Source organism: Streptomyces sp. SID13726 (assembly GCF_010548375.1).
Classification (GTDB): domain Bacteria; phylum Actinomycetota; class Actinomycetes; order Streptomycetales; family Streptomycetaceae; genus Streptomyces.
The window spans coordinates 207718-230345 of the sequence record NZ_JAAGLY010000014.1 but is presented as its reverse complement, the minus strand read 5'-3'; the positions used below and the strand labels follow the sequence as shown (position 1 = coordinate 230345).

Sequence of the window (22628 nt, the reverse complement as noted above, 5' to 3'; positions counted from 1 at the left end):
ATAGAGCCGTGAGGTGAAATGCACAGGATCCTCTTCCGTTGGCTGGTCGGCGCCGTCCCCGTGGTGTTCGGCGTGACCGTCCTGACGTTCGTCCTGACCAGCCTGGTCCCGGGCGACCCCGGCCGTACGATCCTGGGCGCGAACGCGAGTCCCGCCCAGGTCAAGGCAGTCGACGCCCAGCTCGGCCTCGACCATCCCCTGCCCGTCCGCTACTGGGACTGGCTGGTCCACGCCCTCCGGGGCGACCTCGGCAACTCGATCACCTCCGGCGTGCCCGTGAGCGACCAGCTCAGCTCCCGGCTGACCGTCACGCTGTCGCTCATCGGCGGCGCGATCCTGGTGGCCGCCATCGCGGGAGTCACCCTCGGTGTCCTCAGCGCACTCAAGGGCGGCTGGTTGGGCCGTGCCGTGGACGGCATCGCGCTGGTCGGACTCGCGGTGCCCAACTTCTGGTTCGGGCTCGTCCTGATGACCGCGTTCGCCGTGCAGCTGCCCGTCTTCCCGGCCACGGGGTACGTCCCCTTCACCGACTCGCCGACGCAGTGGTTCGAGTCACTGGTACTGCCGGTGCTCACCCTGGGCGTGCCTGCCACGGCGCCCGTGGCCAAGCAGACCCGGGACGGCGTGCTGAACCAGCTGAACCGTGAATACGTCCGCGTGCTGCGGGCGCGCGGCATCCCGGAACGGTCGGTCATCTTCCGACATGTGCTGCGCAACGCGGCCGCCCCGATCGTCACCGTGCTCGGCGTGGTCGTGGTGACCCTGTTCGGCGGCACCGTGCTCGCCGAAACCCTCTTCGTGATGCCGGGTCTCGGAGGGCTGGCCGTGACCGCCGCGACCACCCAGGACATCCCGATGGTCCAGGGCGTGGCTCTCGTCTTCACGGTCACCGTGATGCTGATCAACCTGCTGATCGAAGTGGTGTACACGATGCTCAACCCGAAGGTGCGGACATGAAGGGCACCGACATGAAGAGCGCGGAACCGAACGGCGCGAACCTGACGGGCGCAGAGCCGAGGGATGCCGGGACGGCCCGTGCGGCCCAGCGGTCGGCGTCCCGGCCTTTGAGCTTCGCCGCTCGGTTCGTCCGCAAACGGGCCGCGGCGGCTTCCGCCGCCTACCTCCTGCTGGTCCTCCTCGTCACCCTCACCGCCGGCTGGATCGCCCCTTACGGAACCGACGAGCAGGACCTGACCGCCGCTCTCGACGGGCCGAGCGGCGCGCACTGGCTGGGCACCGGGGAACTTGGCCGGGACGTACTGAGCCGACTGATGCACGGCGGCCAGGTCACCCTGCTCGGCGTGCTCATCACGCTGGCGGTGTATCTGACCCTCGGTGTCCCGGCCGGCATGGTCGCGGGCTACCGCGGCGGCTGGTTCGACCGGCTCGTACTCAAGACCGCCGACCTCATATCCGCGGTACCCGTCATCATCGTGCTCCTCGTGGTCCTCTCGGTGTTCACGAACGACGAGAGCGCCGCCATGGCCGCCAACGGCATCCTCGGCGCCCCCCTGCTCGCCCGGGTCGTCCGTTCCGCCACACTCGGCGTCAAGGAGGAGCTCTACGTACGCGCCGCGATCGCGGGCGGCATCCGGGACCGGGTCATCATCCGGCGGCACGTCCTGCCCCGCGTCGCCGGAGTCATCCTCGTCCAGGCCTCCGTGTACGGCGCCTACGCCGTACTCCTGGAGACCGGGCTCGGCTTCCTCGGCCTCGGCACCACCGAGGCCAGCTGGGGCAGCATGATCGCCGAGGCCTCCAAGAACATCGGCACCGACCCGTGGCTCCTCGTGCCCTCCGGGTTCATGATCATCAGCTTCATCCTGGCGCTCGGCCTGCTCAGCGACGGCATGCGCGACACACTCGCCGAACGGTACGCGCCCCCGGCCGACAAGCCGCCCTCCCGCCGCCGTGCGGCTCGGCAGTCCCTTCTCCAGGTGCCCAGGACCTCCGTGTCGGCGCTGGCCGCGCCTACCGAGGACGCCTTGCTGTCGGTCCGCGGACTGACGGTCGCGCTGCCCATCGACGGGACACCGACCGAGGTCATCCGGGACGTCTCCTTCGACCTGCGGGCCGGCGAAGTGCTGGGCATCGTCGGCGAGACCGGCTGCGGGAAGACCGTCACGGCGACCTCTGTGCTGGGAATGCTCCCCGCAGGCGGCGAGATCACCGCCGGCACCATCCGGTTCGAGGGGAACGACCTCGCACAGGCTGACGCCGCTTCGCTCCGCCGGGTCCGAGGTCGCCGTATCGGATGGATCTCCCAGGACCCCGTCTCCGGTCTCGACCCGTCCTTCACCGCAGGAGCCCAGGTCGCCGAGGTCGTCCGCCTGCACACCGGCTGTACCCGCAAGGAGGCCCGACAACGTGCCCTGGAGCTGTTCGAACTGGTGCGGCTGCCCGATCCGGCCCGGGTCGCGGCAGGCCACCCGCACCAGTTGTCCGGCGGCATGGCCCAACGCGTGGGCATCGCTGCCGCGTTGGCCGGGCACCCCGCCCTCGTCATCGCCGACGAGCCGACCACCGCGCTCGACGTGACCGTACAGGCCGAGATTCTCGACCTCCTGCGCGAACTCCGGAAGACCGGCACGGCCGTCCTCCTCATCACCCACGACTGGGGCGTGCTCGCCGACCTGTGCGACCGGGCCGTGGTGATGTACGCCGGCGAGGTCGTCGAGGAGGCCGAGGTCACCGCGCTCGTCACCGCACCGGCCCACCCCTACACCGCCGGCCTGCTGAGTTCCGACCCGCACCACGCGGTGCCGGGCGAACCGCTGCCCGCCGTCGAGGGTGCCGTACCGCCGCCGCCCGAGTGGCCGGTGGGCTGCCACTTCCAGAACCGCTGCCCGCGCGTGACCGACGCCTGCCGCGAGAAGCCCGTCGTCATCTCCCGGTTGGCGGCCCTGGAGCGCTCGGCACGGTGCATCCGGCCCGTCGAGCTGATCGGAGAAACGGTCCATGACTGAACACACCCGGAGCGCCGCCCTGTTGCCGGGCGCGGACGCAGGAACAGCCCTGCTCGACGTGCGCGACCTGAGCGTCTCCTACCGCCGGCCGGGCCGTCGCTCAGGTGCGGTGCACGCCGTGCGCGGGGTCGATCTGACGGTGCGACGCGGCGAGACCGTCGGACTCGTGGGCGAGTCCGGCTCGGGCAAGTCGACCATCGGCTCGGCGATCCTCGGGCTGGTCCCGGCGACCGGCGGCGGCATCGAGTTCGACGGCGCTGACATCACGCACAGCACCCGTGCCGACCGTCGGTTGCTGGCCCGCCGGATGCAGGTGGTCTTCCAGGACCCGTACGGCTCCATGAACCCGGCCCACACCGTCGGCGACACCCTCGCCGAGGCGCTACGACACAACGTGGGCCTGCCCGAGGTCGCCATCCGGGAGCGGGTGCTGGCCGCCCTGGCCGACGTGGGCCTGCCGACGGGCGCTGCTCACCGCTACCCGGCGGCTTTCTCGGGCGGTCAGCGTCAACGCATCGCGATCGCGAGGGCGTTGGTGATGGAGCCGGAGTTCGTGGTGTGCGACGAGGCGGTCAGCGCCCTCGATCTCTCCGTGCAGGCGCAGGTGCTCAACCTGCTGGCCCGGCTCAAGCTCAGCCGCGGCCTGAGCTATCTGTTCGTCTCGCACGACCTGGCCGTGGTGCGCTACCTGAGCGACACCATCGTGGTCCTGTACGCAGGCCGGGTGGTCGAACGCGGCCCGGCCGCCCGGATCGCCGAACGTCCCGCGCACCCCTACACCAGGGCGCTGCTTGCCGCGGCCCCGGTCCCGGACCCCGAGATCCAGCGCCGCCGCCAGGCGGAGCGACGGCGTACGGTCGCCGCCGTCGCGCCCTCGGGACGTACGGAGCAGGGCTGCGACTTCGCCCCACGCTGTCCCTTCGCCCAGGACCTCTGCCGCACGAGCCGGCCCGAACTCACCGACCACGAAGCGGTCGCCGTCGCCTGCCACCGCTACGACGAGCTCAAGGCTTCGGCCGCCTGACCCTGTCGGCCCCGCCCCTCTCCCGCAAGGACCACGATGACCACCACCGCCCCCGCCTCCTTTGACATCCCCGCGCTGGTGCCCCACGGCACGCACCTGATCGACGGCGAGTGGGTCCCCGCCCGCTCCGAAGCCGTACTCGAAGTCGTCAACCCGGCCACCGCCGCGCTGCTGGCCCGGGTCCCACGCGGCACCGCCGAGGACATCGACGACGCCGTACGCGCCGCCGAGCAGGCCCTCCCCGCCTGGCGCGACACCAGTCCCGCCTCCCGCGGTGACCTCCTCCACCGCTGGGCCGAGTTGGTACGCGAGCACGACGACGAGATCAACCTCCTGGAGGCCCTGGAGGTCGGCCACCCCGTCGGCCCCTCTCCCATCGCCGCCCGCCTCACCTACCTCGCCGGTAAGGCCGACAAGGTCTTCGGAGACACGCTGCCCACCCGCTCCCCGGACGTCCTCGGCCTCACCCTGCGCGAGCCCTACGGCGTCGTCGGCGCGATCATCCCCTGGAACGCGCCCGGCCCCATGACCGTCTTCAACACCGCCGCCCCGATCGCCGCCGGCAACACCGTCGTCCTCAAGCCGGCCGAGGACGCTCCGCTGACCGCCCTCTACCTGGCCCGCCTTGCCCAGGAAGCGGGCATCCCGCCCGGCGTACTCAACGTCGTCACCGGATACGGCGCCGAAGCAGGCGCGGCCCTGCCCGCTCACCCCGGCATCCGCAAGATGAGCTTCACCGGCTCCCCCGCAACCGGCACCGCCGTCATGGAAGCCTGCGCCCGCAACCTCATACCCCTGCAACTGGAGTTGGGCGGCAAGTCCCCGCAGCTCGTCCTGCCCGACGCTGACCTCACCAAGGCGGTCCCGGCGATCGTCCGCAGCATCGTCATGAACAGCGGCCAGGTCTGCGCCGCCGGCTCCCGTGTCCTGGTCCACTCCTCGCTGCACGACCGGCTCGTCACCGAAGTCGCCGACGCCTTCCGCGCCGTACGGGTCGGTCTGTGGGACCAGCCCGTTGACATGGGCCCGCTCATCAACGCACGCCAGGAGAGGCGGGTCCTGGACTACCTGGCCATCGGCCGGGAGGAGGGCGCCGAGGTCGTCGTGGGCGGCGGCAAACTCACCGAGCAGCCGTACACCGACGGCTACTTCGTCGAACCGACCCTCTTCGACCAGGTACGGCCGGAGATGCGCATCGCCCAGGAGGAGATCTTCGGGCCGGTGCTGTCCGTCCTCACTTACGAGGACGAGGAGGAGGCCGTCGCGATCGCCAACGGCACCCGCTATGGCCTGACCGCCACGGTGTGGACCCAGGACATCGGGCGCGCCGTACGCCTCGCCCGCCGCGTCCAGGCCGGCCAGATCGCCGTCAACACCCTCGGCGACGGAGGCCCTGTGGGAGCCATCGGCGCCCCCTTCGGCGGCTACAAGCACAGCGGCTTCGGCCGGTCCATGGGCCCCGACTACCTGGAGGACTGGACCCAGGTGAAGTGCGTGGTCATCAACGCCGGTTGAATCTCGCCCTATCGTCCGCGGGCATCGGACGCCCGTACCGCAACAGAGCGCAGAGGGGCAGAAACGCCACATGGCTCCGTTGGATCTGCAATGGCGTGCGTCATCAAGACAGTGGGAGCCGGGACTGCGGGAGCCACCTGAACCATGAACGGTCAGGGGACGTCGAGTGCGGTGGCAGCCGACCGGCCCATGTGTCTCTACGTCGGCGACTGATCGGAGATGGGTGGTGAGAGAGGACTGTGGCTGCACCAGTTCGACCAGCGGACCGGGAAAATCACTCCGGTCACGCAGATCGGCCCGTAGCCTCGGCCGTCGGCATCCGCGGGGTTGAACTGCGACATGACAGAGCTGGCTGACAGGGGGCACAGGCAGCTCTCCGCAGCAAACGCCGAAGCGGTTGGCCGCAGACGGGCGGGGGCACACCTGGCACAGCCGAGACACTGGAAGAATTGCACGGGTTAGAGCAAATAGGTTGAGTCCACAGCGAGGGGCCGATCACACCGTCACGCCCCAAACGGCGGCGGTAAGGCTCTGCTGCGAGCCGGTCCCTGCCGCCCGGTCACCGAGCCTGACCCGTCGTACTGAAGATGACGCAGACCGGCGACCCAGTGGACACGGGCCGGCCGACAGGCCGCAGGCGGCCGTCCCGCGTGACATGGAAGGCCACGATCGTGTCGGATGACTGGTTGGCGGCGTACAGCGTGGTGCCCCCAGGGTCGAGGGCGAAGAACCGGGGCTGTCGGCCTCCGCTCGGGATCCACCGTGGGTTGAGGAGCGTACCGTCGTCCCGCACGGCATACGTGGCGATGCTGTCGTGGCCGCGGTTGGAGACGAAGAGCTGGCGCGCGTCGGGCGTGAGCTGGATCTCGGCGGCGGTGCTGTCGCCGGTGTAGTCGGACGGCAGGGTCGGCAGCCAGGACCGCGGGGCGAGTTCACCGGTCGTGCGGTCGAACGTGTACGTGGTCACCTGGGAGTTGAGTTCGTCGGCGACGTAGGCCAGCGGGAGGTGCGGGTGATACACGACGTGGCGCGGTCCGGCGCCGGAGCGGACCGTGACGGCTTCCGGGTCGGCCGGCGTGAGGCGGCCCGCGACCGCGTCGTAGGCGAGTCGATGGATCCGGTCGGTGCCCTTGTCGGGAACCAGGACATGTCGCTGGTCGGGTGCGAAGGGGATGTGGTGAGGGTGCGGTCCCGTCTGCTGGGTACGGTCGGGTCCGGGGGTGCCGGTCAGTTGGATGACCTGTTCGGCCGGCTGGAGGCTGCCGTCGGCTGCTCGGGGCAGCACGGCGAGGGTGCCGGTGGCGTAGTTGGCGACCAGGAGCCGCCGGTTATCCGGGGTAGGGGTGAGGTGGACGGGGTTGGTGCCCTGGCTCGGTCGGCTGCCCAGTGGTGTGAGGCCTCCCGTGCCGTGGTCGACAGCGAAGGCGCTGACCTGGTCGAGGTCTCCGTGAACGGCGTAGAGGTACGACTGGGTGTGGTCCAGGGCGAGGAAGGAGGGGTTGGGGAGGGTGGCCGTGACACCCATCGGGTGCCAGCGTCCGGGGCCGTCGACGCGGAAGACGGCTATCCCCTCGCCATGGCCGCCGCGTTCGGTGGTGGTGTAGCAACCGACGTAGGCGTAGCGCGGTGCGGGAACGCGGTCGCTCCCTGACGCGACGGCGGCGCTTGCGGGGGCGGAGGTGGTGGCGCCCAGGCCGAGGGCGGCCGTCGCGGTCAGCGCCGTGCGACGTGAAAGAGAGAACGGCTGCATGGGGGCTCCTCGAAGGCGAACTGACAGGGCCGGGTTTCTGCGGCCAGGGCGACCGCGCGGGATCCGTACCGCATCGCGGTCGCCCTGAGCGAGTGGGATGTCAGCCCGCTGCCGCCGGTGCGGTGGAGGTCCCGGGGAGACCGGTGACCGGCCGCTCGTGCCACTCCTCGGTTTCGCGGACCGGTGGCACGTCCTTGCCGTCGAGGACCGCCTTGGCGCGCTCCAGGTCGAACTCCCCCTCCCACTTGGCGATGAAGATGGTCGCCACCGCGTTGCCGAGGACGGTGGTGAGGATGCGGCCCTCGTTGAGGAAGCGGTCGATGCCGACGATCAGGGCCAGAGCCGCCATGGGGACGTGGCCGATGATGCCGATGCTGCTGGCCAGGACGACGAAGGCGCCTCCGGGGACGCCTGCCGCGCCCTTGCTGGTGATCATCATGATGCCGAGCATCGCCAGCTGCGCGCCGAGGGACATGTGGATGTCGAGTGCCTGGGCCAGGAAGAGCGAGCTCATCGTCAGGTAGATGGCGGTGCCGTCGAGGTTGAACGAGTAGCCGGCCGGGAGCGTCAGGCCGACCACCGGCCGGGAGGCGCCCAGGTTGGTCATCTTGTCGACCATCCGGGGCAGGACCGCCTCGCTGGAGCAGGTGGCCAGGATGATCATGAGCTCTTCCTTGAGGTACCGGCAGAGCTTGAAGAGGCTCAGGCCGGTGTAGCGCAGCAGGCCGCCGAAGACCACCAGGATGAAGACCAGGCAGGTCGCGGAGAAGATCGCGATCAGGACCAGCAACTGGTGCAGGGTGCCGATGCCGTACTTGCCCACCGTCAGCGCCAGGCCGCCGAAGGCTCCGAGCGGGGCGGTGCGCATGACCCAGCCGACGACCTTGAAGACGACCTTGGAGAGGTTCTCGACGCCTCGCAGCAGGCCCTCGGCCGGTTCGCCGACGGCCTTGATGCCGATCCCGAAGAGTACCGAGACGAGCATCACCGGAAGGATCTCGCCATCGGTGAAGGCGGAGAACATCGTCGTCGGGATGATCGACAGGAGGAAGTCCGCCACGCTGAGGTGGGTGCTGGCGACGCCGTCGGGCAGGTCCTTGGTGCTCAGCGACGAGGCGGCGATGTGCATGCCCGCGCCCGGCTGGAAGACGTTGGCGACGATCAGGCCGACGCCCATGCACAGAGCGGTCAGGACCACGAAGTAGACCAGCGACTTGGCGCCGACCCGGCCGACCCGGCCGATGCTGTCGACCTTGCCCACCCCCAGGACAACCGTGCAGAAGAGCACGGGCGCGACGATCATCTTCATCAGCGCGACGAATCCGTCGCTGAACGGCTGCATCTGCGCGGCGGCGCCCGGCCAGGCGACACCGACGACGACGCCCGCCACCATGCCGATGAGGACCTGGACCCACAACTGGCGCAGCCAGTAACCGACGCCGCGCGTCATTGCGGTCGCGTGCGGAGAGCTGGACATCATTCATCCCCTTCTGGAGGCCGGAAACCATTCCTGTATACAGAGCTGTATTCATATCTGTATAGCCCTCTGTGGACATCTCTTCGAAACGATCTGTACACAGGGGTCGGGCCGGGTTTTCGGGCATGAGAACGTCCCGCCTGCCGCAGGGGCAGGCGGGACGTTCGGGGAGGCGCTGCCGGCCTAGCGGGCGACCCAGTAGGTGCGGGTGTTGGTGAACTCCCGGATGCCGGCGGTGGCCAGTTCCCGGCCGTAACCGCTGCGCTTGGTCCCGCCGAAGGGCAGCCGCGGGTCGGAGGCCACGACGGCGTTGACGAAGGCGGCGCCGGTGGTGACGCGGCGGGCGAGCGCGACTCCGCGGGCGGTGTCGGCCGTCCAGACGCTCAGACCGAGGCCGAAGGAGGTCGCCCCGGCCAGCCGTACCGCGTCGTCGTCGTCCCGGGCGACGGTCACGGCGGCCAGCGGGCCGAAGGTCTCCTCGTCGAAGGCCTGCATCCCGGGGCCGGTGCCGGACAGCACCGTGGGCTGGAAGAACCAGCCGTCACCCGGCAGGGGCTTGCCGCCCGTCAGCAGCCGTGCGCCGGCGGCGACCGACTCCTCCACCTGGCGCGCGATCGCCGCCCGCAGGTCGTCCCGGGCGAGCGGGCCGACTTGGGTGGACCGGTCCCTGGGATCGCCGATCCGCAATTCCTCCACCCCCCGCACGAAGGCGGCGGTGAACGCGTCCGCGACCGCCTCGGCCACGATGAACCGCTTGGCGCACACACAGCTCTGGCCGGAGTTGGTGAAGCGCGCCCGCACCGCGGCCGCCGCGGCGGCTTCGATGTCGGCGTCGTCGAGGACGACGAAGGCGTCCGAACCGCCCAGCTCCAGCACGGACTTCTTCGCCGCCCGCCCGGCTGCCGCGCCGACCGCGGCACCCGCCCGGTTGCTGCCGGTCAGGGTGACCGCGGCGACGCGGTCGTCCTCGATCAGCCGCGCGGTGACGTCGGGTACGTCCGCGTCCGCCACGACCAGGGCGGTCACCAGATGCTCGGGGAAGCCCGCCTCGATGAAGAGGTCCTGGAGGGCGAGCGCGCCGCCCATGACGTTCGAGGCGTGCTTCAACAGGACGCCGTTGCCCGCCACCAGGGACGGGATCGCGAAGCGCATGACCTGCCAGACGGGGAAGTTCCAGGGCATCACCGCCAGGACCAGGCCGACGGGTTCGTAGGCGACCCAGGCGTCGGCGCCCTCGATCGCCGTCACCGGCTCGTCGGCGAGGATGCCGGGCCCCTGCCGGGCGTAGTACTCGGCGGTCAGGGCGGACTTCTCCACCTCGCCCTCCGCCTCGCCGACCGGCTTGCCCATCTCCCGGACCGCCAGATCGGCCAGCGACGCCTTGTACTCACGCAGGACGCGGGCCAACTCGGCTGCGCGCACGGCGCGTTCGGCCACGGGGACCAGGGCCCAGGCGCGGGAGGCGGCGTGCGCGCGGTCCACGGCCGTCTCGATCCGTACGGCGTCCCAGGCGTCGTACGACGCGATGGGCTGCCCGGTGGCGGGGTCGACTGTGCTGATCGTGCCGCTCATGAGGTGCGCGCCCCGCCCTTGTCGTGCTCCGAGAGGTGCTCGAAGGTCTCGCCGGTGGCGGTGATGGTCCGGGTGACGTCCCGGCCGCCGTAGATCCAGTAGATCCGCATGACGCCCTCGCCTCGGTTGAAGAAGCGGTGCGGGACGCCGGCCGGGACCCAGGTGGCCTGGCCGGGCTCCAGGTCGAAGAACTCGCCGTCGATCTCGGCGGTCGCCTCGCCTTCGAGGATCAGCACGGACTCCTCGACGTTGTGGCTGTGCAGGGGCAGCCCGGTGCCGGGCTGGAAGACCGTCTGGCCGGTGGTGATGACGGCCTTCTCCGAGTTCCACTTCCCCACGTAGGGGATGGTGGCCACCCCGCCGCCTCGGTCGAAGCGTTCGACCTTGTCGGGGTGGATGAGGAGGTTCGGCTCGGCGGGGTGATCGGTGCACATGGCGGCGGCTCCTTCAGGAGTGGTGGAACAGACGGCGGGAGAGCGTGTTGACCTGGCTGCCGGGGACGACGTACTTCGCCACCGCCTCGCGCCAGACCTTGAAGTGGGGCGCGGAGCGGTGGGCCTCCACGGCGGCTTCGTCGTCGTAGATCTCGTGGAAGACGAAATGGTGGTCGTCGGCCAGGTCGCAGACGACGTCGAAGTAGCGGCAGCCGGGCTCGTCCGTGAAGGAGCGTTCGGCGTTCTCCTTGATGGCCGCGAGGAAGTCCTCGCGGCACCCGGGGTTGACCTGGAGAGTGACGGTCAGGGCGATCATGCGAACAGCTCCTTGTGGTCGGCGGGGGCGGGCAGGGGTACGGCGGTGCTGTCGGCGATCCGGGCGAGGGCGGCCCAGGTGTCGTCGACGATCGTGATGCCCTCGGTGCGCAGCCGCTCGGCGGTGCGGGTCTCCGGCTCGCCGGGGACGAAGACCTCGGTCGCCTGCGCGGCGACGGGGGTGGACTTGGTCTCCTCGATCAGCGCCTCCATCCGTCGCTCGAACTCGGCGGGGTCGGCCATCGAGCGGATGTCGACGCAGATCAGCAGGTGTCCGACGCCGCTGCGGCCGGTGGGCCGGTAGGGGCCGACGACCGCCGTGCCGAAGGCGCTGCCGGTCAGCACTCCGGCCAGCACGTCGAACATGAAGGAGATCGCGTAGCCCTTGTGACCGGCCATCGGCAGGATCAGACCCTCGATCGCGCGCTGCGGATCGGTCGTGGGCACCCCGTCCGCGTCCGCCGCCCAGCCCTCGGGGATCGGCTCGCCGCGCTCCTTGGCGTGGTAGATCTTCCCCCGCGCCACGGCCGTGTTCGCGATGTCCATCACGACCGTGCCGTGCCGGCCGCCCGGCGCCGCGATCGACCACGGATTGGTGCCGACCCGCTTCTCCCGGCCGCCCCAGGGGGCCATCGCCGGGCTGGCGTTGGTCGCCAGCAGGGCCACGCAGCCCTGTTCGGCGGCCCGGCGGGTGAAGTACGCGGCCGTCCCGAAGTGACCGGAGTTGCGGACCGCGACCGCGCTGATGCCGTGCCGGCGGGCGCGCTCGGCGCCCAGGGTCACCGCGCGCGCGGTCAGCACCTGCCCGAGCCCGTCCCGGCCGTCGACCACGAGCACCGCACCGTTGTCGCTGACCACCAGCGGGTCCGCGACGGCGGCCGTGGCCCCGCTCGCGAGGCGGTCGAGGTACCAGGGCAGACGCAGCATGCCGTGGGACGGATGCCCCCAAAGCTCGGCGGTGACGAGGGTGTCGGCGAACAGACGTGCGTCCTCGGACGGAACGCCATGGGCTTCGGCAGTGGCGGCGGCGAACCCCACCAGGTCGGCGGCGCCGACGGTATGCGGCATGAGACGGCCCCTCGCGTCGAGAGTTAATGTATTCACTCCTGTATACATCAGTGGATGCAGAAAAGGCCACAGGTCGTACGGCATGAGTCGGGCGGCTGGACGACCGCCGTGCGGCACCTCCGCAGGGAGCCCTATCAGCTCACGGCATCCAGCTGGACGTCCGCGCCGGGCGTCAGATCCTGGCTGGTCAGGCTCTCGATGAGAGCCTGAAGGGTCTGGGCGAGGTGGTGCAGGCACGCCGCCTCGGCCGCCTGGGTGTCTCCCTGGAGGATCCCCTTCAGCATCGCGCGGTGCTCCTCCAGCGAGGTCAGCATGCGGCGCGGGCCGCTGTGCGAGAGGTACCGCAGACGCACGGTCTGGCTGCGCAGGTCCCGAATGGACCGGGCGAGGTAGGGATTTCGGCAGGCAGCGATGACGGCCTGGTCGAACGCCTCCGTGATGTCGTAGAACCCCTGGTACGAGCGGGCCTGCCCACCGGCGTCCAGCGCGCGGTACGACTCGTCGAACTCCTCCAGCCGCTCGTGCAGGACGCGGAAGGGCGCCAGCACCCTGGCGTCCGTCACTCCGGACGCGGCCACCGAGGCGGCTGCCCTGGGTTCGAGCATCATGCGGAACTCGAACAGGGACCGCACCCCGCCCAGCGAGATGGCGGCGACCCGGGCCACCTCTCCCGGCACGAAGTCGACCAGCCCCTCCTGGGCCAGCCGCCGGATCGCCTCGCGCACAGGTGTCCTTGAAGCGCCCAGTTCCTCGCCGAGCTGGACCTCGCCCAGCTTGGCCCCCGGACGCAGCCTCAGCGACTCGATGTCACCCTTCAGCCGCTCGTAGACCGCTTCACTCTTGCCGGTCGCCCGCGCCATGAAACTCCCTGCCCAGCCGTCGGAGCACTCATCTGTATACAGCCTACGCAGGGAACCGACACGCCTCAAACACCGAGGACCTCTGGGAGGAGCCACCCTGCAACCGGACCACGAGCCGAAGGAGCACAGCCGTGTTGGGCCGGGCTGGGACACGGTGAGTTGTCCGTCGGCCGCCGTCCAGGTGGCTGTGGCACCGCCTCTTCGGGGTAGTGCGCGACCGGCCGCACCGGAGTACCGCGCAGGTGCGGGATCGCGAGCGTCCGTGTGGTCACGGGAGCCGGGCACCGCTCCTGTCACCACACTGCGACCCAGGAGTCCGCCCAACCGGGGAGGCCGAGAGGCCAGAACGGCACGCTGCCGGGGATGTCCTGGCGGATCTCCTTGTAGACGACGAGCGCCGAACGGACGAGTTCGAGCTGCTCCGGAGCCATCCGGTCGAGGACGACGGACAGATGGATGCGGTGGAACAGCGCGCCGAGCAGGGTGAAGGCGATCTCCTGCTCGGGAGCCGCCGTCCCCAAGGCCCTCGTCGACGGCGGCCGGCTGCACGAGAGCGCAACCCGCCGAATGGGCATCGCCCGTGTCGCCGCCAACAACCCTGTCCGGCCTGCCGCACGGCGGCAACCAGTCGGCCCACTCCCTCGCTGCGCAGATCCTTCGCGCCCCGGCCTTGGACCGTGGCGACCGGCGCCACCACCGACCATCTCCTAGGCGCCGTCGGCTTCCGGGACACATTCGCTTACGTACGGCGTCGTTCTCGTCTCACAAGCCTGCAAGATCGCAAGCGGACCTACGCACCGACGCAGGCTGACCTGATGTTCCGCCCCCTACGCAGACGACGAGTCCGGACGGAAGGTAACCGAACTGCCCGTGAAATGAGCCTCGATGCCGCTATCCGTGGTGGTGACCGAGCGCAGGCTCAGTCCCTGAGGGACGTTCCGCAAAGGCATGGGCTCCCTCAGCGCCTCGTCGAGCAATGCCTTCAGCACGGGGATCTGCTCGCCCCGGACAGACCGGATGTCCGAGAATGCGATGCGGTTGCCGCTCGTCGCCGTGACAGCCGCGCTCACGGTCACATCACCGGCGACCGGCAGACTCGCCGTCACCTCGACCCGATCGGGCCCGTCGCCCCGGGACACCTGCACGCCGAGCGCGTTCGACAGATCCTCGTACGAGAGGAAGGCGGTCGCGTCCACACTGCGGGCGTGCGCCACGTCGGCGCTCCCCGAGGTGCTCAGTCCGTCCACCCCTACGGTCAGCCTCGTCACGGGCAACGGCCTGGTGGAGCCGTTCGCGGGTATGCCGTGGGCGGTCAGGTCGACGTGGTCCAGACGGCCCCGGGCCAGCTGAGTCAGCACGGGGAACCCGCTGACGTGCACGGACGGCCGTGCGGCGGTGCCCATTCCGTCCTGGAACGCCTCGGCCGTACGGTTCTCGGCACGCTCCGCCGCGATCCGGTCGACGGCCACGAACCCGAGCGCCGACACGGTCACGACCGCGACGAGGACAATCAGGCGCCTCCTGCTCGGCGTCGGAGGACTCACGTACACGGCACCGTCTCCGTAGTACGGCTCGTCGGCGTACCTCTCGCTGTACTGGGACTCGTACATGGTTCTCCTTCGGGTGGTGTTTCGGGACGTGCGGCTACGCGCCGCTCTCGGGACGGACGAACCCGCGGACACAGGTGAAGGCGCGGTCCGCATCCACGCCCATCGCGATCAGCGCGGCAGTCGCCGCATGCATGCCGTCGTCGGTCCAGACGCCGACGTTCACGCACTCCAGGAGGCCCAGCAGATATCCCTCCAGGGCCAGGGCCAGCACGACGGGCGGGACGCCGGTCTGGAACGCCCCCTGCCGCTGCCCGTGGACGATGACTGCCCGCGACGCCGCGCGCGCGGGCGCAAGGATCTCGCGGCGTCGCTCGGCCACGAGATCCTGCGGAGCCAGGCGCAGCAGCATGCGGTACCGGTCACCGACGGGCCACACGGCCAGGACGAAGCCCGCCAGAGCGGTGACGGCGTCCGACGCGGCGTCCGGAAGGGGCGCGAGCGCCTGCCGTAGGGCGTGCCCGGCGTCCTCGATCAGCCCCTCGACCAGCGCGGCCCGCCCCTCGAAGTGACCGTAGACGGTGCGTCGCACCACACCCGCCGCGAGGGCGATGTCCTCCAGGCCGGCCTCGGGGTCCCGGCCGAGTTCCCGCCGGGCCGCCTCGAGGATGCGGGCCCGCGTGCGGCGTCCCCGGGAGGCGCCGGGGACGTCTGCGGCGAGTGCGTGGGTCATGTCGGCACCTCCGGTCGTCGGGGGACACAGCGATAGTTGCACATCATCGAGCAATAAACTAATCTGCACACGAACGGGTAATTAAAAGTCCCCTTCACCTTCCCTCCCCCTGCCCGACTGCTGAGGAGCCTCAGATGCCGCTCATTGCGAACACCCCCGTCGAGAAGATGACCGGGCCCTATCCACGGCGCTGGTGGGCACTGCTGGTCCTCTGCCTGAGCCTGCTGATCGTGGTCATGGCGAACACGTCGCTGATCGTGGCCGCGCCGGACATGACGAAGGACCTGGGCCTGACCAGCAGCGACCTCCAATGGGTGATCGACGGCTACACCGTCCCGTACGCCGCGCTGATGCTGGTCCTCGGCTCGATAGGCGACAAGTACAGCCGCCGCGGCGCCCTGATCACGGGACTGCTGATCTTCGCCGGCGGCGCGGTCATGGGCAGCCTGGTCCATCAGACCGACCTGGTGATCACCGCCCGCGCGACCATGGGAGTCGGCGCAGCGGTGGTTATGCCGGCCACGCTGTCGCTGCTGGTCGCGATCTTCCCCAAGGGCGAACGCGCCAAGGCGATCACCGCCTGGTCCGCCACCTCCGGTCTCGCCATCGCCGCCGGCCCGCTGCTCGCCGGATGGCTTCTGGAGAGCCACGCCTGGGGCTCCACCTTCCTGATCAACGCCCCCATCGCGATCCTCGGCGTCGTCGGCGCGCTGCTTCTGGTCCCGCCGTCCAAGGCGGCGACGATGGGCCGGATCGACTACGTCGGCGGTCTGCTGTCGATCGTCTCGGTCGGCTCCCTCGTCTACGCCACCATCGAGGGCCCGCACTTCGGCTGGGGCGTCGGCCCGATCACCTCGGCCGTCGTCGCCGGCGTGGGCCTGCTTGCCTTCGTCGCCTGGGAGTTGCGCCACCCGAGCCCCATGCTGAACGTCCGCAAGTTCACCGAGCGCCCCTTCAGCGGCTCGATGCTGGCGGTGCTGTTCTTCTTCTTCGGCACCTTCGGCGCGATTTACTACTCCACCCAGTTCCTCCAGTTCGTCCTGGGCTACGACGCGCTGGAGACCGGCGTGCGTCTGCTGCCGCTGGCCGGAGCCGTGTTCCTCGGTGCCGCGGTGACCGGCCGGCTGGCCCCGAAACTGGGCGTGAAGGTCGTCGTCGGCACCGGCATGGCGATCGGTACAGCGGGGGTCTTCCTGCTCACCCGCATCGAGACGGGGTCCGGCTACACCGACTTCGTGGCTCCCCTGCTGATGCTCGGCTTCGCCATCGGCCTGAGCCTGTCCCCCGCCACCGACACGATCATGGACTCCTTCCCCGAGTCGGAGCTCGGCGTCGGCGGCGGCGCCAACGACACGGCGCTGGAGCTCGGCGCGTCGCTGGGCATCGCCATCCTCGGCTCGCTCCTCGCGACCTCCTACAAGGACAAGCTCACCGGGCTGGTCGGCGGCCACCTCCCCGCGGCGGCGCTGGACACCGCCAAGGACTCGGTGGGCGGCGGTACGGCGGTCGCCGAGCAGGTCGCCAAGAACCCGCAGGGAGGTGCCGAACAGGCCCAGTCCCTGCTGGGGGCGGTGCACGAGTCCTTCGCGCACGCCATCGCGCACACCAGCCTCATCGGCGGCGTCATCATGGCCGCGGGAACGCTGATCGTCGTTGCCATCCTGCCCGGCCGGGGCCGGGGCGAGGCCGAAGAGCGAGGCGGGGCCGCGGAGACGACCGCGGAGCGTACAGATTCCGTGAGCGCGTAGACCGCCGAGAACACCGCGGCCTCCTGAGCCGCGGACGGGGGCGGAGTCCCGACTCCTCCCCACCCCAGAACGGGTCGTGCCTGAGCGGCGCACGACCCCGGGAAGGTGCCGGGCAGGGGACAGCCGGCACCGTCCCTCTTCTTCGTCTTCTCCGTCGACGACTTACCGGGCGCCCGTGTCCGACGGCGTCGTCGCCGAACCAGCGTCCTGCGTGGTGCTGTCCGTCGGCTCGTCAGTTGGCTCCTCGGTCGTGAGGACCACGGTGCTTCCCGCGGCCACCTCGCTTCCCGCCTGCGGGTTGCTCGACGTCACCACTGCGTCGGACGTTTGGGAGGAGCCGGAGGCGACGGCGACCTCGAGACCGAGCCCGTTCAGCTCGCCACGCGCCTCGGCCAGGGTGCTGCCCACGAGGTCGGCGGGAATCTGGACGGTCTCCACGGACTCGGCGACCCGCACGTCGATCGAGGTGCCGCGGTCGACCTTCTCGCCCTGCCCGACGCTCTGTCCCACCACGGTCCCGGCCTCGGCACCGCTCTCCACCCGGGTCGTCTCCCCCAGCTTCAGTCCCTGCGCATCCAGCAGTTCGCGCGCTCGGCTCACCGTGCTGCCGGTGAGGTCGGGAACCATGGCCTGCTCCGCTTCCTCGGCCACGGTGAGGGTGATCTCGATGCCCTTCTCCACCGTCTCGCCACCCGCCGGGTCCTGGTCCAGGACCGTTCCGGCGTCCCGCGTGGACACCTCGTGCCGGACCTTCACCTTGAAGCTCTTGTCCTCCAGGATCCGGGACGCGTCGTCCTCGTCCTTGTCGGTGACGTCCGGCACCTCGACCTCGGGTGCCCCGGTCGACACTGTGACCGACACGGCCTCGCCCTTGTCGAGCCGGCCGTCCACCGGGGCCTGTGTGCAGATGTGGTCCCGGGGCTGGTCCGCGCAGGGCTCCTGCTTCGTGACAGTGAGGGTGAGGTCCACGTTCTCCGCCGAACTCCGGGCCTCCGTCAGGGTCTTCCCGACGAGGGCCGGGACGTCCACCTTGCCGTCCTCGGCCGTGTCGCGCCCGAACATGAACCATCCGAGAGTCACCGCCAGGACGGCGACGCCCACGCTTGCGGCGATCAGCGCGGCGTTGCCTCTGCGACGCCTCTTGTCGTCCCCGACACCGCCCGCGGCACTGTCCTCGGGGCCGTTCCCGGAGACGTCCCCGAACGGCTCGGCCGCGCCGTCGGCCGCCTGTACCCCCACCGTCCGCGTCCCGAGACAGGCGTCGATGTCGGCGCGCATCTCCTCCGCACTCCGGTAGCGGTACGCACGGTCCTTCGTCAGTGCCCGCAGGACAACGGCATCCACCCGGGGGGCGACCTCGGGATTGTAGAGGCTCGGCGCCAACGGTTCCTCGTAGAGGTGCCGGTACATCACCTCCATCGGGTTGTCACCGGTGAACGGCGTACGGAAGGTGAGGAGTTCGTACAGCAGACAGCCCACGGAGTACAGATCGGAGCGGGAGTCGATGTCCTGCCCCAGGGCCTGTTCGGGCGAGAGGTACGGGGCGGTGCCGATCACGAGGGACGTCCCGGTCATGCCGACGTCCCGCGTGTCGCGGGCTATGCCGAAGTCCATGACCTTGACCTGGCCGGTCCGGGTGAGCATGACGTTGGCCGGCTTGATGTCCCGGTGCACGATGCCCTGCCGGTGGGAGTGGGCGAGCGCGTCCAGGACGCCGCACGTCATCTCCAGAGCCCGTTGGAGGGTCAGCGGAGGTCCGCTGTACAGGGTGTCGCGGAGGGTCGCGCCGTCGACGTACTCCATCACCAGGTAGGGGAACTGCGCCCCGTACGCGAGGTGTTCACCCGTGTCGTAGACAGCGGCGACAGCAGGGTGGTTGAGCGAGGCCGTGGACTGCGCCTCCCTCCGGAACCGCTCCTGGAGCCCCGGATCGTGAGCGAGGTCGCCGCGCAGCATCTTCACCGCGACCGCCCTGTCGAGCCGCAGGTCGTGCGCGAGATGGACCTCGGCCATACCGCCGGAGCCGAGCAGCAGGCGCAGCTCGTACCGGCCGCCGAGGAGAACCACGGGCGCGGGGCGGGCAAAGGTGAGGTCGTCGGGTCCACCGAAGGTCACTGCACTTCTCCCCTGTGGGTCGGAAGTTGAGATCCGGATACTTGCACACCCAAGAGCAACTAAAGAAACTGGGCGCGCCCGCACGGTCGTTGACGAAGACTCAACCCTCTCCTAATGTAGCGATCACTCCAGACGATCATGTAGCGATCGCTATGGCAATGGATGCTCCTCTCTCGCATCCCTGCTTCTCGTCTCCCCCTTCCTCGAAAAGGTCATCGATGACTGATCCCCGACTCGACGCAGCGCACGGTGTCCGACGGCGCGGAATCCTCAAGGCGGCCGTACCGCTGGGCGCCGCCGCGGCCCTCGGCCCTTCGGTCGCGCATGCCGAGGCCGCAGAGGCCACCGCCCTACCGACGGGCAACTACCGGATCGACGTCCACTGCCACCTCGTCCCCGACTTCTACCGCACGTCGCTGGCCGCACACGGTGTCGTCGAGAGTGGTGGCGTGCCGTTCCCGGCGTGGAGCCCCACGCTCGCGGTGAACTTCATGAACCGCTACGGCATTCAGACCCAGGTCGTCTCCGTCTCCGAGCCCGGCGTGATGTATCTGTCCTCCGCCGCCGACCGTGTCGCCATGGCACGCCGCCTCAACGACTACATGAGCAAGAGCCTCGTCCACACCGACACGGCCGGCCTCAAGGGACGCTTCGGCGCCTTCGCCGTACTGCCTCTCGGCGGCCCCGTCACCGAGGAGGACGTCGCCGCGGCCGTGGTGGAGGCCAGGCGGGCGGTGCGGGAGCTGAAGCTCGACGGCGTCGGCATCTTCAGCAGCTACAAGGGCACCTATCTCGGCGACCCCGTCTTCGAGCCGCTGATGAAGGTCCTCGACGAACTCGGGGTCATGGTGTTCATCCACCCGACGACCCCGCAGAACTACCCCGACCTCGGCCTGCCGCCCTTCCTCTACGAGTTCACCTTCGACACCACCCGCGCGCTGGTCAACATGCTCTACAAGGGCGTGTACACCCGCCGCCCGAACATCCGCTGGCTCGGCGCGCACGCGGGCGGCACCCTGCCGTACCTCTCCTTCCGCACCAGCCTGCTCACCCTCACCCCGGCCATCGCCCAGACGCTGGGAATCGCCGGCGCGGACGACAGCAGCCCGCACTTCCGCAAGCTGTTCTACGACACCGCGCTCTCCCACGCTCCCCAGGCCATGAAGTCGGTGCGCGAACTGGCCGGCGACGAGCACATCCTGTTCGCCACCGACTGGCCCTTCAGCGGCGCCCTGTTCCCGACGAAGGGCGACCCCGCGCCCCAGCTGGATGAGACGTTCTCCCCCGCCGCCCGGGTGAAGGTCGAACGCTCCAACGCCCTCGCCCAGTTCCCGGAACTCGCCGGGCGGGTCAAGGGCTGACAAGCCGTTCAGGGCTCGCAGACCGCGGCCCCTCGTTCCGGGACCGTGCCCGGAGCGAGGGGCCGCGCTCAAACGCGTTCCGCGCGGCTCACTCGGCGTCCACGCCGGTCAACACCCGCGTCCTCCAGGCGCGTTCACCGCGCGCCCCGTCGGCCACGCTCCCGCGCCGCCCCAGCCGACTGCCCGTCCAGCCGAGGAGGAAGCCGGCCGGGATGGCGATCAGGCCGGTGGACTGCAAGGTGATCCAGTGAATGTCCGCACCGGGCAGCAGGGAGGTCGGCGTGCCGCTGAAGGCCGTCGAGGACATGTACACCGCGAGGGTCGCGGCGAGGCCGCCATACACGGTCCACAGCAGGCCGGTCCGGTTGAACCGGCCCCAGAACAGGGAGTAGAGGCACGCCGGCAGGATCGACGCGCCGGACGCGGTGAGCGACAGCTGGATCAGGGACTGGAGGTTGCCGCCCTGAAGGGCGACTGCGAGCAGAATCCCTAGCACCCCCACGGCGACCGCGGCCCAGCGGGCGGAGGCGATCTCCCCTCCCTCGGAGAGCCGTCCCCGGCGCACCACTTGGGCGTGTACGTCGTGCGCCAGGGCCGCGGCCGCCGTCAGGGTGATGCCGGCCACCACCGCGAGCACACTGACGAAGATCGTGCACGCGACCGCCGTGAAGAGCACGTTGCCAGCCAGCGCGGAGGTGTCGCCCCCGAGTGCCTTCGCCAGCAGCATCAGGGATGCCTGGCCGTTGGGGTCGGCGGCCCGGATGGCACTGTCGCCGACCACTCCGGCCGCGCCCAGACCGGCGATGACGATGAAGACGCTGTAGACGGCGATGAGGACGACGGTGTGGCGGGTCGTCCTGCGGGCCGCGGCGCCGTCGGCGGCGGAGTTGACGCGCATCACGATGTGCGGCATGCACGCACCGCCGAGGACGATGCTGAGTTGCAGGCCGAGAAAGTCGAGGCGTCCGCCGGGGGACTCCCCCAGTGCCTGGCCGGACTCGTAGTAGGCGTCCCCTCGGCCGCTGCCCCGGGCGGCGGCGTCCAGCAAGGCGTTCACGCTCCAGTCGTAGTGGGCGAGGACCATGAGCGCGAGCACCGCCATGGTGGTGAAGACCACGGCCACCTTCAGGATCTGCACCAGGCTGGTGCCCTTCATGCCGCCGAGCGCGGCATAGCAGATCATCACGGCCCCGATGAAGACCGTGCAGACCTGCTGGGCGGCCGGCTCGGTGAGGCCGATGAGCAGCGCGGTGGCCTGTCCGGCTCCGGTCAGCTGGACCACGAGGAAGGGCACACAGAACGCCAGCGTGGCGACCGCGGCGGCGATCCGGGCGGCGGGGCCCGGCGCGCGCAGTGCCAGGATGTCCCCGAGGGTGTAGCGCCCGGTGTGGTGCAGGGGGCGGGCGAGCAGGAGGAAGCCGCCGACAGCCAGACAGGTGCTGACGGCGGCGGCGATGCCGTCGTAGCCGAAGAGGGCCACGAGTCCGCAGCTGCCCAGCAGAGTGGCCGCCGAGATGTAGTCCCCGGCGAGGGCGAGGGCGTTCTGGACGGGCGTCAGCGACCGGTTGCCGGTGTAGAAGTCGGCGGTCTCGTCCGTCTCGGGACCGGCGAGGACGCAGAGCAGCAGAGACAGCACGATGAAGGCCAGGAAAGCGATCAGCGTCAACGCCCGGTCCTGGGAAGCGATCACCGGCCTCGCTCCGGCTGTACGAGGAGGGCGGTGTGTGCTCGTACCCGGTCCACCCTCGCGTCCGATGTACGGCACGAGGCACGGTCGTACAGACAGGCCGACACGGCCAGGAGAGCGACCTGTAGGAGACACAGCGCCAGGCCCAGGTTCGGGCCTCCCGGCACCCCCATGGCCAGCGGGCGTCCGCCGATGACGGCCAGGAGGGTCGTGACGACGAAGCCGCCGCCGTTGAGTGCCATGAACCGGCGGCGCAGAGCGAGTTGGGCGGTGCGTATCCGGTCCAGTTCGACCGCGGGGTCGGACTCGACCGGGCGGGGCGGACCGCCGAGCGGCGGGCGGAGATGGTGGGACATCGAGTTGCCTTTGTGATCAGAGCATGACAGCCAGGCGGGATGACGACACGGTGTCGCGGGGGACGCGGTGGGGCCGGACCGCCGCAGGGGCGGTCCGGCC

Annotated in this window: 19 protein-coding genes; 6 read left to right on the top strand and 13 right to left on the bottom strand. The window is 70.3% G+C overall.

The features are described 5' to 3' along the window. Positions 1–18 precede the first annotated feature (18 nt). From G3I78_RS31405 to G3I78_RS31390, 4 genes are read left to right on the top strand one after another with little or no spacing between them, the layout of a single operon-like run. Complete coding sequence (locus G3I78_RS31405) at positions 19–957, top strand: ABC transporter permease (protein WP_164430748.1); 939 nt, start codon at positions 19–21, stop codon at positions 955–957. Continuing rightward, a complete protein-coding gene (locus G3I78_RS31400) occupies positions 954–2966 on the top strand; it encodes a dipeptide/oligopeptide/nickel ABC transporter permease/ATP-binding protein (protein WP_164430746.1) in 2013 nt (670 codons plus the stop codon). Before G3I78_RS31405 ends, G3I78_RS31400 begins: the two co-directional genes overlap by 4 nt. After that, entirely contained in the window at positions 2959–3990 is a 1032-nt protein-coding gene (locus G3I78_RS31395; RefSeq protein WP_164430744.1) for an oligopeptide/dipeptide ABC transporter ATP-binding protein, read from the top strand. The genes G3I78_RS31400 and G3I78_RS31395 overlap by 8 nt, the downstream gene beginning before the upstream one ends. A gap of 36 nt (positions 3991–4026) precedes the next feature. Continuing rightward, positions 4027–5505 (top strand): aldehyde dehydrogenase family protein, encoded by a 1479-nt coding sequence (locus G3I78_RS31390; RefSeq protein ID WP_164430742.1) that lies wholly within the window; start codon positions 4027–4029, stop codon positions 5503–5505. Between the two features lie 559 nt (positions 5506–6064). Here the strand turns inward: G3I78_RS31390 and G3I78_RS31385 are convergent. The 10 genes from G3I78_RS31385 to G3I78_RS31340 form a co-directional block, all read right to left on the bottom strand. After that, positions 6065–7255: a lactonase family protein gene (locus G3I78_RS31385; protein WP_203615775.1), complete on the bottom strand. Its 1191-nt coding sequence runs from the start codon at positions 7253–7255 to the stop codon at positions 6065–6067. 100 nt (positions 7256–7355) lie between these two features. Then, positions 7356–8705, bottom strand: coding sequence for a C4-dicarboxylate transporter DctA (dctA, locus tag G3I78_RS31380; protein ID WP_203615774.1), 1350 nt, complete (start codon positions 8703–8705; stop codon positions 7356–7358). A gap of 210 nt (positions 8706–8915) precedes the next feature. Beyond that, a complete protein-coding gene (locus tag G3I78_RS31375) occupies positions 8916–10304 on the bottom strand; it encodes an aldehyde dehydrogenase family protein (protein WP_164430740.1) in 1389 nt (462 codons plus the stop codon). After that, a complete protein-coding gene (locus tag G3I78_RS31370; protein WP_164430738.1) occupies positions 10301–10738 on the bottom strand; it encodes a cupin domain-containing protein in 438 nt (145 codons plus the stop codon). The genes G3I78_RS31375 and G3I78_RS31370 overlap by 4 nt, the downstream gene beginning before the upstream one ends. 13 nt (positions 10739–10751) lie before the next feature. After that, positions 10752–11054, bottom strand: a complete 303-nt coding sequence (locus tag G3I78_RS31365; protein ID WP_164430736.1) for a putative quinol monooxygenase — start codon at positions 11052–11054, stop codon at positions 10752–10754. Further along, positions 11051–12121: an Ldh family oxidoreductase gene (locus tag G3I78_RS31360; RefSeq protein WP_164430734.1), complete on the bottom strand. Its 1071-nt coding sequence runs from the start codon at positions 12119–12121 to the stop codon at positions 11051–11053. The genes G3I78_RS31365 and G3I78_RS31360 overlap by 4 nt, the downstream gene beginning before the upstream one ends. Before the next feature lie 134 nt (positions 12122–12255). Further along, on the bottom strand, positions 12256–12981 hold the full coding sequence (locus G3I78_RS31355) for a GntR family transcriptional regulator (protein WP_164430732.1): 726 nt from the start codon (positions 12979–12981) through the stop codon (positions 12256–12258). A gap of 293 nt (positions 12982–13274) precedes the next feature. Continuing rightward, positions 13275–13502 carry a hypothetical protein gene (locus G3I78_RS31350; RefSeq protein ID WP_164430730.1) on the bottom strand — a complete coding sequence of 76 codons (228 nt, stop codon included), beginning with the start codon at positions 13500–13502 and terminating at the stop codon, positions 13275–13277. Positions 13503–13808: 306 nt separating this feature from the next. Continuing rightward, the gene (locus G3I78_RS31345; RefSeq protein WP_164430728.1) at positions 13809–14591 is read right to left on the bottom strand and encodes a DUF2993 domain-containing protein; all 783 of its coding nucleotides are present in this window, start codon (positions 14589–14591) and stop codon (positions 13809–13811) included. A gap of 34 nt (positions 14592–14625) precedes the next feature. Further along, on the bottom strand, positions 14626–15261 hold the full coding sequence (locus G3I78_RS31340; RefSeq protein ID WP_164430726.1) for a TetR/AcrR family transcriptional regulator: 636 nt from the start codon (positions 15259–15261) through the stop codon (positions 14626–14628). Positions 15262–15395: 134 nt separating this feature from the next. Here G3I78_RS31340 and G3I78_RS31335 point away from each other — a divergent pair, with 134 nt between their 5' ends. Next, positions 15396–17009 carry an MFS transporter gene (locus G3I78_RS31335; RefSeq protein ID WP_164430724.1) on the top strand — a complete coding sequence of 538 codons (1614 nt, stop codon included), beginning with the start codon at positions 15396–15398 and terminating at the stop codon, positions 17007–17009. A gap of 162 nt (positions 17010–17171) precedes the next feature. Here the strand turns inward: G3I78_RS31335 and pknB are convergent, their stop codons facing one another. Further along, positions 17172–19124, bottom strand: a complete 1953-nt coding sequence (pknB, locus tag G3I78_RS31330; RefSeq protein ID WP_164430722.1) for a Stk1 family PASTA domain-containing Ser/Thr kinase — start codon at positions 19122–19124, stop codon at positions 17172–17174. Positions 19125–19342: 218 nt separating this feature from the next. On the opposite strand from pknB, the gene G3I78_RS31325 reads away from it, so the two are divergent. Continuing rightward, positions 19343–20485, top strand: coding sequence for an amidohydrolase family protein (locus G3I78_RS31325; RefSeq protein ID WP_164430720.1), 1143 nt, complete (start codon positions 19343–19345; stop codon positions 20483–20485). Positions 20486–20573: 88 nt separating this feature from the next. Here the strand turns inward: G3I78_RS31325 and G3I78_RS31320 are convergent, their stop codons facing one another. Both G3I78_RS31320 and G3I78_RS31315 read right to left on the bottom strand, forming a co-directional pair. After that, positions 20574–22175 carry a cation acetate symporter gene (locus tag G3I78_RS31320; protein ID WP_164430718.1) on the bottom strand — a complete coding sequence of 534 codons (1602 nt, stop codon included), beginning with the start codon at positions 22173–22175 and terminating at the stop codon, positions 20574–20576. Next, entirely contained in the window at positions 22172–22528 is a 357-nt protein-coding gene (locus G3I78_RS31315; protein WP_164430716.1) for a hypothetical protein, read from the bottom strand. Before G3I78_RS31315 ends, G3I78_RS31320 begins: the two co-directional genes overlap by 4 nt. Between the last annotated feature and the right edge of the window lie 100 nt (positions 22529–22628).

Bases quoted from the DNA above. Each gene is read 5' to 3' on its own strand.
- G3I78_RS31375 (WP_164430740.1), bottom strand. From the start codon at position 10,304: ATGAGCGGCACGATCAGCACAGTCGACCCCGCCACCGGGCAGCCCATC.
- dctA (WP_203615774.1), bottom strand. From the start codon at position 8,705: ATGACGCGCGGCGTCGGTTACTGGCTGCGCCAGTTGTGGGTCCAGGTC.
- G3I78_RS31405 (WP_164430748.1), top strand. From the start codon at position 19: ATGCACAGGATCCTCTTCCGTTGGCTGGTCGGCGCCGTCCCCGTGGTG.
- G3I78_RS31360 (WP_164430734.1), bottom strand. From the start codon at position 12,121: ATGCCGCATACCGTCGGCGCCGCCGACCTGGTGGGGTTCGCCGCCGCC.
- G3I78_RS31355 (WP_164430732.1), bottom strand. From the start codon at position 12,981: ATGGCGCGGGCGACCGGCAAGAGTGAAGCGGTCTACGAGCGGCTGAAG.
- G3I78_RS31340 (WP_164430726.1), bottom strand. From the start codon at position 15,261: ATGACCCACGCACTCGCCGCAGACGTCCCCGGCGCCTCCCGGGGACGC.
- G3I78_RS31325 (WP_164430720.1), top strand. From the start codon at position 19,343: ATGACTGATCCCCGACTCGACGCAGCGCACGGTGTCCGACGGCGCGGA.
- G3I78_RS31335 (WP_164430724.1), top strand. From the start codon at position 15,396: ATGCCGCTCATTGCGAACACCCCCGTCGAGAAGATGACCGGGCCCTAT.
- G3I78_RS31345 (WP_164430728.1), bottom strand. From the start codon at position 14,591: ATGTACGAGTCCCAGTACAGCGAGAGGTACGCCGACGAGCCGTACTAC.
- G3I78_RS31395 (WP_164430744.1), top strand. From the start codon at position 2,959: ATGACTGAACACACCCGGAGCGCCGCCCTGTTGCCGGGCGCGGACGCA.
- G3I78_RS31315 (WP_164430716.1), bottom strand. From the start codon at position 22,528: ATGTCCCACCATCTCCGCCCGCCGCTCGGCGGTCCGCCCCGCCCGGTC.
- G3I78_RS31365 (WP_164430736.1), bottom strand. From the start codon at position 11,054: ATGATCGCCCTGACCGTCACTCTCCAGGTCAACCCCGGGTGCCGCGAG.
- G3I78_RS31400 (WP_164430746.1), top strand. From the start codon at position 954: ATGAAGGGCACCGACATGAAGAGCGCGGAACCGAACGGCGCGAACCTG.
- G3I78_RS31385 (WP_203615775.1), bottom strand. From the start codon at position 7,255: ATGCAGCCGTTCTCTCTTTCACGTCGCACGGCGCTGACCGCGACGGCC.
- G3I78_RS31370 (WP_164430738.1), bottom strand. From the start codon at position 10,738: ATGTGCACCGATCACCCCGCCGAGCCGAACCTCCTCATCCACCCCGAC.
- G3I78_RS31390 (WP_164430742.1), top strand. From the start codon at position 4,027: ATGACCACCACCGCCCCCGCCTCCTTTGACATCCCCGCGCTGGTGCCC.